General features: G+C 71.2%; 14 protein-coding genes. All 14 read right to left on the minus strand.

Going from position 1 to position 15,203, the window contains the following annotated elements; all coding sequences use genetic code 11:
- Nucleotides 1–130 precede the first annotated feature (130 nt).
- A complete protein-coding gene (locus ACFWM2_RS39390; protein ID WP_383290945.1) occupies nucleotides 131–1,519 on the minus strand; it encodes a dihydroorotase family protein in 1,389 nt (462 codons plus the stop codon).
- Nucleotides 1,507–2,658: an acyl-CoA dehydrogenase family protein gene (locus tag ACFWM2_RS39395; protein WP_383290948.1), complete on the minus strand. Its 1,152-nt coding sequence runs from the start codon at nucleotides 2,656–2,658 to the stop codon at nucleotides 1,507–1,509. Before ACFWM2_RS39395 ends, ACFWM2_RS39390 begins: the two co-directional genes overlap by 13 nt.
- On the minus strand, nucleotides 2,637–3,683 hold the full coding sequence (locus ACFWM2_RS39400; protein ID WP_383290951.1) for a PrpF domain-containing protein: 1,047 nt from the start codon (nucleotides 3,681–3,683) through the stop codon (nucleotides 2,637–2,639). The genes ACFWM2_RS39395 and ACFWM2_RS39400 overlap by 22 nt, the downstream gene beginning before the upstream one ends.
- Nucleotides 3,680–5,485: an asparagine synthase (glutamine-hydrolyzing) gene (gene asnB / locus ACFWM2_RS39405; RefSeq protein WP_383290954.1), complete on the minus strand. Its 1,806-nt coding sequence runs from the start codon at nucleotides 5,483–5,485 to the stop codon at nucleotides 3,680–3,682. Before asnB ends, ACFWM2_RS39400 begins: the two co-directional genes overlap by 4 nt.
- A gap of 524 nt (nucleotides 5,486–6,009) precedes the next feature.
- A complete protein-coding gene (locus ACFWM2_RS39410) occupies nucleotides 6,010–6,978 on the minus strand; it encodes an LLM class flavin-dependent oxidoreductase (RefSeq protein WP_383290957.1) in 969 nt (322 codons plus the stop codon).
- 137 nt (nucleotides 6,979–7,115) lie between these two features.
- Nucleotides 7,116–7,484 (minus strand): antibiotic biosynthesis monooxygenase family protein, encoded by a 369-nt coding sequence (locus ACFWM2_RS39415; protein ID WP_383290960.1) that lies wholly within the window; start codon nucleotides 7,482–7,484, stop codon nucleotides 7,116–7,118.
- A 40-nt stretch (nucleotides 7,485–7,524) separates the two neighbouring features.
- Entirely contained in the window at nucleotides 7,525–9,039 is a 1,515-nt protein-coding gene (locus ACFWM2_RS39420) for an FAD-binding oxidoreductase (RefSeq protein WP_383290963.1), read from the minus strand.
- Nucleotides 9,036–10,232, minus strand: a complete 1,197-nt coding sequence (locus tag ACFWM2_RS39425; RefSeq protein ID WP_383290966.1) for an FAD-dependent monooxygenase — start codon at nucleotides 10,230–10,232, stop codon at nucleotides 9,036–9,038. Before ACFWM2_RS39425 ends, ACFWM2_RS39420 begins: the two co-directional genes overlap by 4 nt.
- 1 nt (nucleotide 10,233) lies before the next feature.
- Complete coding sequence (locus ACFWM2_RS39430) at nucleotides 10,234–11,190, minus strand: aromatase/cyclase (protein ID WP_383290969.1); 957 nt, start codon at nucleotides 11,188–11,190, stop codon at nucleotides 10,234–10,236.
- Between the two features lie 79 nt (nucleotides 11,191–11,269).
- Nucleotides 11,270–12,055 (minus strand): 3-oxoacyl-ACP reductase FabG, encoded by a 786-nt coding sequence (fabG, locus tag ACFWM2_RS39435; protein ID WP_383290972.1) that lies wholly within the window; start codon nucleotides 12,053–12,055, stop codon nucleotides 11,270–11,272.
- A 36-nt stretch (nucleotides 12,056–12,091) separates the two neighbouring features.
- Complete coding sequence (locus tag ACFWM2_RS39440) at nucleotides 12,092–12,361, minus strand: acyl carrier protein (protein ID WP_383290975.1); 270 nt, start codon at nucleotides 12,359–12,361, stop codon at nucleotides 12,092–12,094.
- Nucleotides 12,361–13,602: a ketosynthase chain-length factor gene (locus tag ACFWM2_RS39445; RefSeq protein WP_383290978.1), complete on the minus strand. Its 1,242-nt coding sequence runs from the start codon at nucleotides 13,600–13,602 to the stop codon at nucleotides 12,361–12,363. The genes ACFWM2_RS39440 and ACFWM2_RS39445 overlap by 1 nt, the downstream gene beginning before the upstream one ends.
- Nucleotides 13,599–14,858: a beta-ketoacyl-[acyl-carrier-protein] synthase family protein gene (locus ACFWM2_RS39450; protein WP_383290981.1), complete on the minus strand. Its 1,260-nt coding sequence runs from the start codon at nucleotides 14,856–14,858 to the stop codon at nucleotides 13,599–13,601. The genes ACFWM2_RS39445 and ACFWM2_RS39450 overlap by 4 nt, the downstream gene beginning before the upstream one ends.
- On the minus strand, nucleotides 14,855–15,181 hold the full coding sequence (locus ACFWM2_RS39455; protein ID WP_383290984.1) for a TcmI family type II polyketide cyclase: 327 nt from the start codon (nucleotides 15,179–15,181) through the stop codon (nucleotides 14,855–14,857). The genes ACFWM2_RS39450 and ACFWM2_RS39455 overlap by 4 nt, the downstream gene beginning before the upstream one ends.
- Nucleotides 15,182–15,203: the final 22 nt, after the last annotated feature.

Consider the following 15,203-nt stretch of genomic DNA (forward strand, 5'->3'; position numbering starts at 1 on the left):
CTTGTGGGCGTTTTTTTCCGCGCAACAGTTCCCCCCTTGGGGGGGGGGGGGGGGGGGGGGGGGGGGGGGGGGCCCCCCCCCCCCCCCCCCCCCGGCCCCATGTCCCGGTCCCGACGGCCCGAAGTGCGGGTCAGGGGCGGGCACTTGGCGTCGTGCGCGGTTGAAGCCAGCGTCCGGTGGGGCTGCCGAACCTCCGCTCAGCCGCGTCCCAGACCACCTCTCCGGCCCTGATCGTGGTCCGCACCTTGCCGGCCATCGTCCATCCCTCGTACGCCGACCAGCCGCATTTGGAATGTACGTCGTGCGCGGAGAGCATCCACGGATCGTCCGGGCCGAAGAGCGTCAGGTCCGCGTCGGCGCCCGGCTCCAGGCGGCCCTTGCCCGGCAGGTGGAACAGCTCCGCCGGCCTGGTCGCCAGGTGATCGACGAGCCGCGCGATGGCCACGTCGCAGGATTCGCCGGGCCAGCGTCGGCGCATCCCGGTCCAGACGGCGACGGCGAGTTCCTGCACGCCGGGGATCCCGGGCGGAGCGTCCGCTACCGGCAGAAGCTTCTCCGCCACCGTGTGCGGAGCGTGGTCACTGCCCAGGGTGGCGATCTCGCCGCCGCGCAGGGCCGCCCAGAGCCGGTCCTGGTCGGCCGAGGAGCGGATGGCCGGCGACAGGCGGGTACGTGCTCCGGTCCGCAGTGTGTCGTGGTCGGTGAACGACAGATGGTGCGCGGTCGCCTCGAAGGTGAGTGGCAGCCCTTCGTCGTGCGCGGCCGAGAGCAGGTCGACCTCCTCCGCGCTGGACACGTGCAGGATGTGCGCCTGCGTTCCGTACCGGCGTACCAGCTCGATGACCTCGGCCACGGCCGCGATTCCCCCGCTGCGCGGCCGTGATCGTTCGTAGGCGGTGTAGTCCCGAAGCCGCCCCCGCCAGCCGTCGAGCAGCGTGAACAGGGTGTCCCGCTCGGCGTGCAGCACCAGTCGCACACTGCCGGACGCGGCGGCGAAGATCTTCTCCAGCCGGCCCTGGTCCCGCACGACCGTCGGCGCGGTCTGGTGCCCGGCCATGAAGACCTTGGCGCTGGTGGCGATCGCCGGGTCGAGGTCGGCGAGCAGTTCGGGTCGGTCCGGGTCGGCGCCCAGATGGAACCGGTAGTCGACCAACGACGAGCCCGCCACCAGCGCGGCCTTCGCCACTATCGCCTCCGGCGACAATCCCGGAGGCCTCGTGTTCGGCATGTCGATGACCGTGGTGACGCCGCCCGCCACGGCGGCCCGGCTGCCGTGCTCCCAGTCCTCCTTGTACTCCAGGCCCGGCGTGCGGAAATGCACATGCGAGTCGATCAGTCCGGGCAGGACGTACGCGTCGCCGGCATCCAGGCGCGGCACGCCCGGGGGGGCCTCGTCGATGTCGGTGACGGCGCGGATGCGGCCCGCGGACACGACGACCGCGCCCGGCCGCACTCCCGTGGGTGTGACCAGGCGTCCGGTCACCACGAGGTCGGCGTCTTGCCTGTTCAGTTCTCCCATGACTTGGCCACCAGCTCTCTGCACAGATCATTGGTCGGGCCCATCAGGGCGACCGCGCGGGCATCGGCGATCAATCGATTCAGCCGGTGGTCGACGACGTAACCGGCGGAGCCGAGCATGCGGGAGACCTCGAGGCACATGTGCTCGGCAGCGGCGGAGGCGTGCAGCTTGGCCTGCAGCGTGGTGCGGCCCGGATCGTCCGACGAGCGATGGCCCGCGCGCGCGACGAAGGCGTGCGCCGACTCCAGCAGTGTGCTGAGCGCGACCATCTGGTGCCGGATGGCCTGAGCCCGTGACGCGTCGAGGCGGGCGCGGTGCTCGGCGGCGAGGTCGTACACCGCCTGGGCGATGCCGGTCGACACCGCGCCGAGTGTCGCGCCGCTTTCCCGCACGCCGGCGATGAGGGCCGTCGCGTGTCCGAGCGGTCCCAGGCGATCGTCGTCGGTGACCTCGCAGTTGCCGAGTTGGACGAAGCCGGTGGCGGATCCGCGCATGCCGACCAGGTCCAGGCTCAGATCGGGGATCAGTCCGGGGTTGTCGCCGCGCACGAGGAAGAAGGTCTGGCCGGCCGAGCCGTAGCTGCTTGCCGGGTCGTCCTGTGCCGGTGACGTCTGCACGAGCACCAGGTAGAGGTCCGCGACACCGGCGCCGGTGGTGAACGACTTCGCGCCGTTCAGCAGCCATCGACCGCCGGGGAGCCGCTCGGCGAGGGAAGCCAGCCGCTTCTTTGCGGCGCCCGCCCCCGTCTCGCTCCACGCCGAAGCGGCGAGGAACTCGCCCGAGGCCAAGGCCGGCAGGAACCTCGCCTTCTGCTCGTCGGTGCCCCACTCGTCGATACGCGCGCACACCGCGAAATGCTGGAACAGGATGATCGCCACGGACGGGTTCACCGTCGCCGTCTGCGCCACCACCCGGTTGACCGCCGCGGCGTCACCCCCGGCGCCTCCGTACGCCTCGGGGACGGCGGTGGCGAGCAGTCCCGAGGCCCGCAGTTTCGACAGCACCGCCGTGTCGGGCCTGCCGGTGACGGCGGCTCGGGCATCGGACTCGCGCAGCATGTCCAGGGTCGGCGGCGAGAGGGTGGGTCCGACCGTGCGGACGACGTCCCGTGTGCGTATCAGGCTGGTAGCGACAGACATTCTCCGAACTCCCTGGGTTGGAAATAGGTGAGCGATTCAGGGAAGAACGAGCCGTGGAAGCGGACGGTCTTGTTGCCCACGGCGACCCAGGCGAGTTCGGTTCGTCCGTCGCCGATGCGGGTGGTGGCGGTCACCGCCGTACTTCCGCCCGTGGTCAGGATGTTCACCTGCCCGCCGAGACTTCCCGCGTCCCGTGCCGCGAGCCATGGAATCGTCTCCGGGATGCAGCTCGCCGCCCCCAGGCAGACCGCTCCGGTCAGCGCCAGCGTGGGGTGCCAGCCGGGTACGGTCACGGCCCGGGCCGCTATCCGGCCGGGTCCGTCGGGAACCACGACCGCGATCTTGGGGAACGCGCCGTCGGCCGGCCAGTCGAACAACCGGGCCGCCGCTTCACGAATCCGTTGCAGCCGGTCGAACAGGCCGGGCCCCCCGGCGAACAGCTCCGCGGAGTCGGACACCCCGGCGTCCCGCGCCCCGACGAAGACGTACGGGTTGCCGGAGGAGACCAGGGAGACGGTCACCTTCTCGTCCTCCACGTCGAGGATCGTCTGCGGTTCGCCCCGCAGCAGCAGACCTGACACCGGGACCGGGGGCGTGTGCAGGAAGTACATCGTGCATCGGGCGGTGTCCCGGTCGGTCTCCTCGGTCTCGCACACGAGGTGATCGCCGTTGTTGAGGACGCGCACCCGGGCACGGTCCCCGGGACCTTGCCGGGGAAGCATCCCGGACCGCCCGGCGGCCATCACGGAGCACAGCACGGAATGCCCGCACGAGCCGCGCAGATCGAACCGTCCCACACCGTCCGGCAGCGCCTGGATGAAGCGGTAGTCGAGATCGAACAGCGGATGCGACGAGGGCTCGATCAGCGCGATCTTGAGGATGTGCGCCCCGCCGGCCAGCACCAGCCGCCGGCGGACCTCGGTGAGGGTCTTAAGGAGCGGCCCGCTGTCTCTCGGGAACTGCTGCGCGTCGAGGACGAGCGTGGGGCAGGGCGCCCCGGACGCGTAAGCGATGTGACCGATCACGCGACCATCGCCCCCGTCGCGGCCCCCGCCCGGGCGCCCGGCCGCAGGAACAGCTCCCGCCAGACCTCGTGCACCAGCAGGGCCCATATCGTCAGTGCCGCGGTGTCGTCCGGACGGTCGGCCTGCACGCGGAAGAGGTTTTGTACGGCGCCGGGGTCGATCTGGCCCGCGGAGCGCAGCCGGCTCGCGCCCAGCATGTCCTGGGCGTAGTCCCACAGCGGCCGCCCAGGGGCGAGCATCGCGGTCAGGGGCAAGGTGAAGGGCTGCTTCGGGCGGTTCAGTACGTCCTGCGGCAGCAGTCCGGACGCGGCGCCGTACAGCGCCCGCTTCACCCGCCCGCCGCTGATGCGCATGCGGTCGGGCAGCGCCCGGCCGAAGGCGACGATGTCGCGTTGGCAGTACGGCAGCCGCACCTCGACCGAGTGCGCCATGCTCAGGTGATCCACACGGCGCAGGTGGTAGGCGGGCAGGCGGTACTCCATCTCGAATGCGGTGATCCGTCCCAGCGGGTCGTCGCCGTCGTCGCGCAGCAGTTCACTCGCCCTCTCCGGAAGCGGTGCCGTGCGGCCCGCCTCGGCGGCGTAGTCCTTGGTGTAGAGCCGGCCGCGCAGCCGCGCGGGGGCGACGGCGAGGGCATCCCGGTACGCCGCGGACCACGCTCCGGGGGCCTGCGCCGCCGCGCGCATCCGGTCGTAGCCGCCGAAGACCTCGTCCGCGCCGTCGCCGGTCAGCGCGACCTTGAAGCCGGCGTCCCGCACGGCGCGGAACAGGGCGTAGGTGCTGAGTGTGATCGGGTCGGCGTTCGGCTGGCCCAGGTGCCACACGACGTCGGCCATCAGGTCGGGGAAGGTGGCCGGATCGATTTCCACCTGGTGGTAGACCGCTCCGGTCCGCTCCGCGATCTGGCGCGCGAACGACCGCTCGTCCCCGGGCCAGGAGCCCTTGTAGGAGAGGTTGAAGGTGGGCAGGTCGCCGGCGTCCTGTGCGGCGAAGGCCGTGACCAGGCCGGAGTCGAGCCCGCCGGACGTGATCGAGGCGAGCGGGACGTCGGCCACCCGGAGCCGGTGCACCTCGTTGCGAAGCATCGCGCGCAGCCGGCCGGTTGTGTCGTTGCCGGGCAACGGGCCGGGCGGGGGCGGGTCGCGACGCAGGACGCGCAGCCCCGAGGCCTGGTCGCAGATCGCCGTGGCCGCCGGCGGCAACACCTTGATGTCGGCGAACATCGTCTGCTCGCCGAAGGGTGTCTTGGTCGCGAGGTAGGCCTCCAGGCCCGGCGTCCAGGGGGTGCTCGACACCGCGTCGAACGCGAGCAGGGCGGGGATCTCCGAGGAGAAGTAGAGCGCTCCCGATGCCGGGTCCCATCGGTAGTACAGCGGCTTCATGCCCACGTGATCGGTGGCGAGCACGAGCCGTGGCTCGACGCGCTGGTCGAGGACGGCGATCGCGTACATGCCGTCCAAGTGCTCGGTGAAGCCGTCGCCGTACACGTCGTACAGCGCCGGGAGGATCGACCCGTCGCAACGGTCGAGAAAGGTGTAACCCCGCGCGCGCAGCCGCTGTCGAAGCTCGTCGTGGTTGTAGATCTCTCCGTTGAAGACGACTTTTATACGGCCGTCCGCAAGCTCGTACGGCTGCTGGCCGCCGTCCAGATCGACGATGGCCAGCCGGTTGCTCCCGAGCGACCACATCGCGTCGTGCACGCTGCCCTGGCCGTCGGGGCCGCCGTGCCGCTGAAGTGCGCCGACCGTCTGAAGTTCGTGCGCAGTCACCACGCCATTAAAGTGGCCAAATATCCGACACATCGCCCGACTCTCGCCTGTGTGAGTTGATGGGGGAACTGGACTTTCGGTACCGATGCGACGGCAGGTCGACCTCAATTGCGCCAAGTTGACCAGCACGTCCTAGAAGCGGGCTGGAGCGGCGGCCCGGGCGCGGTTTCGCCGTCGTGCGCCGAGGCGCCGATCCGATGCCCTGGCCGATGTCACGGTGGGTGATACGTGTCCCGTGGGTCGGGCCCGGGGCGGCTGTCATCACGCGGTGACCGCTCCGTCGAGGACCAGGCCGTGGCCGACGGCGAACTGGGACTCCTCGCCGGCCGGCCACACCACGGCGCTCGCGATCTCGTCGTCGTCGGCCATCTGCCCGTACGGCCGGGCGCGGACACGTCGCCGGGGCTGATCGCGTTGATGCGGATGCCGTCGGCGATGTGCTCCTGGGCAGCGGTCTTGAGGAGCCGAGGTAATTGGCGTGCCCGGCGGCCTCGTCAGCTGCCGGGCGCTTCGTCACCTCTGCCGTGGGCCGGCCGGGGGCTGACGGCGGGCGGCCGTCAGGGGCCCAGCAGCAGCGGCAGCTCCTCGCTGACCAGCTCGATGTTGCGGGCCGTCAGGTCGTCCGGCATACCGGCGATGCTCGCCCAGAAGATCAGGTGTTCCACCGGCAGCCCCTCGGTCGTCTCCTTGATCTGGGCGGCGGCGTCCGCGGGGGTGAGGATCTTCAAGGCTCCCCAGGGGGCGTTGGAGGTCCGCTTGCGGAACTCGTCGGGATGGATGATCGGCGGCCGGGGCCTGTCGGTGCCCTCCACGGACGACTGCCGGTAGCTGTTCATCTGGTGGGCGAGGAAGGGCGCGACGCGTGCCCAGGCCTCGTCGGGGTCGTCGGCGAGGATGATCGGCAGCAGGCCGGAGACCCGCGCGGTCGCCGGGTCGTGGCCGCCCTCGACCAGCCCCTCGCGGTAGTGCGGGAACAGCTCGTGGGAGATGTGCAGCAGCCCGATGCCGAGCCGGCCGGCCATCCGCGCGCCGCGGGGTCCGTAGAAGCCGCCCCACAGCGGAACGGGATCCTGGATCGGGCCCGGGGTGACGCCGCCCTCCTCCCAGAGCCGGCGGACCTCGCGGATGTTTTCCTCGGTCAGCCGGAAACGCCGCGTGAAGTCCGCGTCCATCAGGTCGTATTCGGGAACCCGGTAGCCGGCGCCCATGCCCAGTTCGAGGCGCCCGCCGCTCACGAGGTCGACGATCGCCGCCTCCTCCGCGAGCTGGGCGGGCTTGCGCAGCGCGGGCAGCACCACCGAGGTGCAGATCCGGGCGTTGCGGGTGCGGGCCGCGGCGGCGGCCGCGAAGGTCAGCGGCTGCGGCAGATAGCCGTCCTCGAAGAGGTGGTGCTCGGTGAACCACAGCCCGCCCGCGCCCCGCCGGTCCGCTTCTTCGCAGAATTCCAGGCTCTGCGCATAGTGGTCGGCCCAGGGGCGCTTCCACCCCTCTGGGTTTCGCAGGTCGAAGAGAAGTCCTACATCCATGGTGAAGTCCCCATTCGCAAAGTGAGTTTGACGGGCTGCGGCAGCTCGGAGTGCACCCCCGATGAAAGGGCGAGCCCGGCACCTGGAAGGACAGGTGCCAGGCTCGCCGGGATGTCCGCACAACGAGATCCGCCGGGTCAGGCCTCGCAGAGCCCCTCGACGGCGATCTTCTCGAAGATGTGCGCATACGACACGATGTCGTCGGGGACCTGGGCGGACAGTGCCTGGAACTCCGGGTTGCCGAGCCCCTTGGCGAGGGCCTCGGTCGACTCCCAGATCGCGACGTTCATGAACAGCTGGCTCCCCGCCGTGCCCTGGTGCATCTGCAGGGAGACGAAGCCCGGCTGCGCCTTCATCAACTCTGCCTGCTTCTTCCAGTGGGACAGGAAGGACTCGGACTTGCCCTTCGGAACGACGAAGATGTTGGCAAGGACGATGGGTCCGGTCTTCTCACTGAACTGCGCGAACATCGGCGTGGTCGGGTCCAGGTTCTCCAGCTTGGCCATTTCTGACTCTTTCTCTCGGTCGTGATTCGGCAATGCCTCATCAGGCCGCGCCTATGCCTTGCGCAAAGCTGAGGAGGCCGTGCGGGTCGTAGCGGTTCTTGACCTTCACCAACTGCGGATAGTTCTCGGCGTAATAAGAGGTCTTCCAATCAGCCAGTTCCGGATCGATGAAGTTCTGGTAGGCCTCGCCCGAGGAGAGCGGGTCGACGGCCGCGAAGCCCGCGTCGACCCAGGCCCGCGCGGCGGTGCGGAGTTCGTCGGTGACCGGCCCCTGCGCCACGAAGCCCTGGAAGTTCACGGAGAAACGGCTGTCCCGGTGCACGAACGCCGTCGCGGTGCGGTCCAGGTCCCAGGCGGCGCCGTCGATCGGCAGCACCTGGAGCCCGTGCGTCTGGCCGCCGGACACCCGCTGGTCGTCGAAGAGCTCCAGGATGCGCGCCCAGCCGTCCCTGGGCACGGCGTCGCGGACCAGGCGGCTGCGCTCCAGCGCGAACGCGGTCCGGGGAAGCTGCCCTTGTGGGAAGGCACCCGACCGGTGGCATTCCTCGGTGGTCTTCTCCGCACAGCCGAAGATCCCCGTCATCAGGTCGCGGTAGGGCAGCACGGAGGTCTGCCGCGGGGCCGGTGTGCCGGTCAGGGAGTCCAACCGGGCCAGCTCCGCTTCGAGTTCGGCCGGGGTTCCGGTGGAGACCACGATGACCGACGGGGTCGGGACGTTGCCCGGTGCCGCGTCGGCGAGGGTGACCACCGCCGCCGAGCCGATCGTGCGGGGGCACTCCTGCAGCCATCGGGAGTAGCCGTCGAGCATGTCGAGCGCCTGGTCATAGGTGTAGGCGAGCTGCGCCGTGGTCACCTGTGACAGGGCGGTCGGGGTCAGCGTGTAGGACGTGACGATGCCGAAGTTGCCGCCTCCGCCCCCGCGCAGCGCCCAGAACAGGTCGGGGTGCTCCCGCGCGGAGGCCGTGACGGTCTGTCCGTTCGCCAGCACGACCGTCGCGGAGGTCAGCGCGTCGCAGGTCATACCGAGCGGCCGGGTGAGGAACCCCAGCCCGCCGCCCTGGATGAACCCGCCGGCGGCGACGGTCGGGCACGCGCCGCCGGTGAGGGCCAGACCCGACTCGGCCAGCGTGTTCAGCACGTCGACGTTCTGGGCGCCCGGGCCCAGCGTCACCGAACCGCTGCCGACCCGTACCGAGTTCAGCCGGGACACGTCCACCACGAGGCCGGTGCCGGTGGAGTACCCCCCGGCGCTGTGGCCGCCGCTGCGCACCGCCGGAGCCAGTCCGTTGTCCTGTGCGAAGGCGAGGCACAGCGCCGCGTCCCGCGCGTCCGCGCAGTAGGCGACGGCCTGCGGGGCGACGGCGTCGAACTGCATCATGGCCAGTTGCCTGGCGGTCGCGTACCGGGCATCGGAGGGGAGCACCAGGTCCCCGGTCAGTTGCCTGTCCAGCCGCCTCCAGGCGACGGTGCCCGGACCCGAGGCACGGGCGGCGGGGGCCGCCGCCACGGCGGCCGCCGTGGCGGCGGCCCCGAGCAGCGCTCGACGGGTGATCATGAGGGGACTCCTTCTGTGCGGTCCGGGGCCCCGGCCGGTTCGGGCAGGTCCGTGATGCCGGCGTCCAGACCGCCGAGGCGACGGGCCAGCAGCTCGCGCACCGCCCGATGGCCGAGGAGTTCGCCGAACAAGGAGCGCACCGGCTCGATCTCGGGGCCGCCGAGCATGATGAGGGTCTGGGCGTCGATGATCGCCATGGCGCGGCGGCCCGCCCGGTGCCGCTCCTCGTGGTAGGAGTCGAGAAGACCGGCCGGCGCGGTGCCCGCGGCCTCGGCGGCGAGTTTCCAGCCCAGGTCGAAGGCGTCCTGCAGGCCGAGGTTGATGGCCTGTCCGCCGACCGGCAGGTGGCGGTGGGCGGCATCCCCGGCCAGCAGCACCCGCCCTTGGCGGTAGTGCGCGGCCTGGCGGCTGACATCGCCGAAGGCGTTCACCCATACCGGGGTGCCAGCGCTGATGTCCTCGCCGGTCACCCGCGACCACGCCTGTGCGACCTCGTCGAAGCCGGGCGCGGCGGTCCGTACCGCGGGGGCGCGCCCGTACTCGTGCACCATGACCCGGGTCAGTCCCTCCCGGGTCGCGGCGACGGCGAAGCCCCCGGGCAGCCGCTGGAAGCGACGGTCGGGGATGTGCACCCCGCGGACGTCGCAGCGCAGCAGCTCGCGGCGGGCGTCGCGGCCGGGGAAGTCGAAGCCGGCCAGGGCGCCGACGGTGCTCTCCTCGCCGTCGCAGCCGACCACGTACTGGGCGGTCAGCCGCACGCGCCGCCCGCAGCCGCGTCCCTCCCGCGCGACGGCCTCGACCCTCACGCCGTCCGCGGTCGGATGCACCGCGCAGACCTCGTGCTCCCGGCGGATGTCCGCGCCGAGTTCGCGCGCCCGGTCGCCGAGCAGTGCCTCGACCCGCGCCTGCGGCACCTTCCACTGGCCCGCGAACGGGGAGGGCTGGGTGTCCAGGTCGAGGGGCAGGCCACCGAAGTGCCCGCGGGGTTCGCGGGGCACGGTGCCGAGCAGGGACCGCAGGCCGCGCTGGTCCAGGAGCTCCATGGTGCGGGCGTCCAGGGTGGTGGCCCTGGACTCCGTCGTCGGTGCGGCCAGCCGCTCCAGCACCGTCACCTCGGCCCCGCCGACGCGCAGTTCACCGGCGAGCGCAAGGCCGACGGGCCCGGCACCGACGACGATGACCCCATTGCTCATGTCAGCGCCGGCCTTCGGCGTGGTCCTTGGCGTGCCCGAGGGTGGCGAGGCTGTTGCCGCTCAGTGCGTTCTTGACGTACACCCGGGCCTCCGGCAGTCCCGCGCCGGCTCCGAGGACCTCCTCGATGGTGGCGGGGTTGAGGACGACGGTGTGCTGGGACGTCACCTGCACTCCGCCGTCGACTTCGGTGAGGGTCCAGCAGCCGGTGTGCAGCGTCATCAGCTTCGGCACGGTGATCTGCTTGTAGAGGATCCTGCTGTGCGGGAAGCACACTCGGATCGACTCGGTGGTGTGGGTGGCGCCGTCCTTGGTGCGGGTGTCCATCCGCAGTACCTGGAGGCCGGGGTCCTCCTCGGTCAGCGTCGTGGCCGCGACGTGGGGCAGCCGCTCCGGCCAGCGGTCGGCCTCGTTGAGGAAGTCGTAGACGTCCTTGGCGCTGCCGGCGACGTGCACCGAGTCCTCGAAGGAGAGCACCGGCCCGTCGTCGCTGTCCGCGGGGGCGGTGACCAGTTCGACGTTCGCCTTCAGGGCCGCCAGTTCGGCGGTGCTGTTGCGGTCGACCGCGGCATCGATCCAGGCGAGGCCGTGCGGGTCGTCGTCGACGGCGCGGTAGTCGTGCAGCAGCCGCACCCGGGACTGCGTGTCGGACAGCGGCTCGATCAGCCAGGTGCCGCCCATGGCCGCCACGGGCGGGGCGGACACCTCCTGGCGGAAGGTGATGCGCCGGCCCTGCGGGTCGAGTTCGCGGCGCGAGGTCCAGCTCTTGGCGCTGCCGTTGGCGGTGGCCCATATGCGTATGCGCTCCGCGGAGCCGTCCCGCTCGACCTGCTCGACGTGGACGGTGGGCGGGAACAGCCGGGGCCAGTTCGCGACCTGCTCGATCAGTTGGTACACATCGTCGGCGGGCGCACCCACCGTGATCTCGTGCTCCACCTCGCGGTGGCCCGGCTTCGTCATCGCCGGTCCTCCTCCCGGTTCGGTCCGTTGTGGACAGTGGTCAAAAGGGCCCGGTCGGGCCTCAGAAGTTGCCGAGCCCTCAGAAGTTGCCGAGCCCGCCGCAGACGTTCATCGCCTGGGCGGTGATCGAGGCGGCCCGGTCGGAGGCCAGATAGCCGACCAGCCCCGCCACTTCGTCGGGGGTGGAGTAGCGGCCGAGGGGGATCTTGGCCTGGAACTTCTCCAGGATGGCCTGCTCGCTGGTCTGGTAGGCCGCCGCGTACCCCTGCCGCACGCGCTCCGCCATGGGCGTCTCCACATAGCCGGGGCACACCGCGTTGACGGTGATCCCGGTGGGCGCCAGCTCGTTGCCGAGTGCCTTGGTGAAGCCGACGACGCCGTGCTTGGAGGCCGAGTACGGGGCGCCCAGGACGACGCCCTGCTTTCCGGCGGTGGAGGCGATGTTGATGATCCGTCCGCGTTCGGCGTGCCGCATGCCGCCCGCGGTCAGCACCTCCCGGGTCATCAGGAACACGCTGTTCAGGTTGGTGTTGATGACGTCGAACCACAGCTCGTCGGCGATGTCGGCGGTGACGCCGCCGCCGCTGCGGCCCACGTTGTTGACCAGGACGTCGACGGGGCCGTACCGCTGCACCGCCGCCGCGACCAGGGCGCGGATCTGCGCGGGGTCCGTCACGTCGCAGGCGATGCCGTCGGCCTCGAAGCCGTCGGCCTGCAGCTCCTTCACCACCGTGGTCACGTTCTCGGCGGAGCGCGCACAGATGAAGACCCGGTGCCCCTGCTCTGCCAGGCACCTGGCCGTCGCGCGTCCGATCCCCGAGGTGGCCCCGGTGATCAGCGCGACCCGGCCGTCGTGTTCGGTCATGCCACTCACTCCTTGCGCTGGTGGGATCGGTCGGGTTCAGGACGCGACGCGCTCGACGAGTTGGCCGTTGACGGCCGCGATCAGCTCCGCCGGGGTCGAGGTGCCCCTGAGCAGCTCCGCGTCGAGGCTCACGCCGTACTCGCGCTCGATGCGGCCGCATGCCTCCAGCCGGGCCAGTGAGTCGTAGCCGATCTGCTCGAAGGTGTACTCGGCGATCTCGCCGTCGAGAGGGAGGTGCTCCGGCTCTCCGGCGGACTGGCGCAGAATTACTCGGATGTGGTCCAGGGTGAACTCTTGGCTGATCATCACGAATCTCCGGATCCTGTTGACGAGTCGACGACACGGCGGACGATGACGGCGGAGTTGAAGCCGCCGTGCCCGCGTGCCAGCACGAGGGCGGTGCGGACAGGCGCCTCACGCGGTTCGTCGCACACCAGGTCGAGGCTGTGGCCCGGGAAGGGTGCGACGTTGACGGTGGGCGGGATCAGTCCGTCCCGGATGGACAGCAGCGCCGATGCCACATCCAGTGGTGCCGCGCCGGACAGCAGTCGTCCGGTCATGGTCTTGGGGGCGGTGACCGGGACGGCGCCCGCTCCGAACACCGCGCCGATGGCGTCGGCCTCGATGCGGTCCGCCTCCGGCACGGCGGCGGCGTCCGCGAAGACCACGTCGACCGCGCCCGGGGCGATGCCGGCGTCGTCCAGGGCGAGCCGGATGGCCCGCTCCAGGCCCGGCGGCCGGCCGCTGCCGGGCCGCGGGTCGAAGGTCGACGCGCAGCCGGCGATCTCGCCGTACGGGCGGGCGCCGCGGGCGCGGGCCGCGTCGGCCGGCTCCATGACCAGCAGCGCGCCCCCCTCGCCCGGGACATGGCCGCACGCGGCGGCGTCGAAGGGCAGATAGGCGCGGTCCCGGTCGCGGACGGTGCTCAGCGTGCCGTCGGCCAGCCGTGCCACATGACCCCAGGAGCAGATCGAGCCGTCGACGCCGCCCGCGACGACGAGCCGGGTGCCGCCGCGGATCTGGCGGCGCGCCTGGGCGAGCGCGTCGAGTCCGCCGGCCTGGTCGGCCACCAGCACGCCGGAGGGTCCGCGCATCCCGTTACGGATCGAGATCTGGCCGGTGTTCACCGCGTAGAACCAGGCGAAGGACTGATAGGCGCTCACATAGGCGCTGCCCCGGCTCCACAGGTTGCGCAGTTCGCGTTCGCCGAACTCGTAGCCGCCGGCCGAACTGGCCGTCACCACGCCCATGTCGAAGGACTCCCAGTCCTGCGGCACGACGTCGGCGTCCGCCAGCGCCCAGTCGGCAGCGACCAGGGCCAGCCGCGTCATGTGGTCGGTCTGCGGGATCAGCCGGCTCGGCAGGTGGTCCTCGGCGACGAAGCCCGGTACCTCGCCGGCGAGTACAGCCGGGTAGCGGTCGGTGTCGAACCTGGTGATCTCGGCGATGCCGCTCTTCCCGGCCAGCGTCGCCTGCCAGTAGTCGTCCGTGCCGAGGCCGTTCGGCGCGGTGATCCCGAGCCCGGTGACGACGACGGAGCCGCTCATGCCGCCCTCCCGAGGATCATCGCGCTCTGGAAGCCGCCGAAGCCGCTGCCGACCGTCAGCGCGGTGTCGACCCGCTGCGGCCTGGCTTCCAGGGGTACGTAGTCGAGGTCGCAGTCGGGGTCGGCCTCCCGCAGGTTGGCGGTCGGCGGGATCAGGTCGTTCTCGATGGCCAGGACGGTGGCCGCGATCTCCAGGGAGCCGATCGCGCCGAGCGAGTGGCCGATCATCGACTTGATGGAGCTCACCGGGGTCCGGTAGGCGTGCTCGCCCAGGGCGAGCTTGAAGGCCGCGGTCTCGTGGCGGTCGTTCTGCGGGGTGCCCGAGCCGTGCGCGTTGATGTAGCCGATGGCCTCCGGGTTGATCCGCGCCTCGTCCATGGCGCCGGTGATGGCCTGCGCCATCTCCAGGCCGTCGGCTTTCAGGCCGGTCATGTGGAAGGCGTTGCACCGGGTGGCGAAGCCCTTGACCTCCGCGTGGATGCGGGCGCCGCGTCGCTTGGCGTGTTCGTACTCCTCCAGGACCAGCATCGCCGCGCCCTCGCCGAGGACGAAGCCGTTGCGGCTGCGGTCGAACGGCCGGGAGGCGTGCTCCGGGTCGTCGTTGCGGGAGGTGGTGGCCCGGATCGCGTCGAAGCAGGCCACGGTGATCGGGGAGATCGGCGCCTCGGCGGCGCCCGCGATCATCACGTCCACGCCGCCCTCGCGAATCAGTCCGACGGCGTGGCCCACGGAGTCGAGGCCGGAGGTGCAGCCGGTGGAGACGACCGCGGCCGGCCCCTCGGCGCCCACCAACCGGGCCACCTCGACCGCGAAGGAGCTGGGCACGAAGTAGTCGTACAGATGGGGCACCGCGTACTCGTGGTCGACGGCCTCCAGCCGGCCGCCGTCGCTGACGACCCGGTACTCGCGGTCCAGGGACATGGTGGCGCCCACCGCGCTGCCGACGGTGACACCCGTCCGGTACGGATCCAGGCTCTCGGGCTCCAGTCCGCTGTCGGCCATCGCCTCCGCCGCCGTGACGACGGCGAACTGCTCCGCCCGGTCCATCCGCCGTATCTGCTGCGGGGTCAGGCCGTGCTCCTCCGGGGTGAAATCGGCCTCCGCCGCCACCCGGGACCGGAACGCGCTCGCGTCGAAGAGGCTGATCTCGCGCGTCGCGGTGCGGCCGTCGCTCAGCAGGCTCCAGAAGCCCTTGGTGCCGATCCCGCCCGGCGCGATGACCCCGATGCCGGTGATGACGACCCGTCGCTCGTTCACTTGGCGTTCCAGTGGTAGAAGCGCTGCGCCATCGCGTCGGCGGGCGAGCGCCAGGTGGCCGGGTCGTAGGCGTCGATGAACGGCTTCAGGTCAGCGCTGACGTTCGTGAAGAGCGGGTGGCTCTTGGCCTCCTCGATGGCCGCGCCGCCATCGTCGGAGTCGAAGTCCTGGAGATGGAAGTAGAGGCCGCGATAGCTGAACAGCTGACGGCGGCGGGTGCCCATGAGCCCCGGCATCTCAGTGGTGTCGAACTCCCCGAAGATGCGGGAGACCTCGCCCTGCGACGCCAGGTCCATACGAGCAACGATCAAGGTGCTGTGCATCGGTCCTTCTCCTCATTCGACT

Source organism: Streptomyces sp. NPDC058371 (genome assembly GCF_042723265.1).
Classification (GTDB): Bacteria; Actinomycetota; Actinomycetes; order Streptomycetales; family Streptomycetaceae; genus Streptomyces.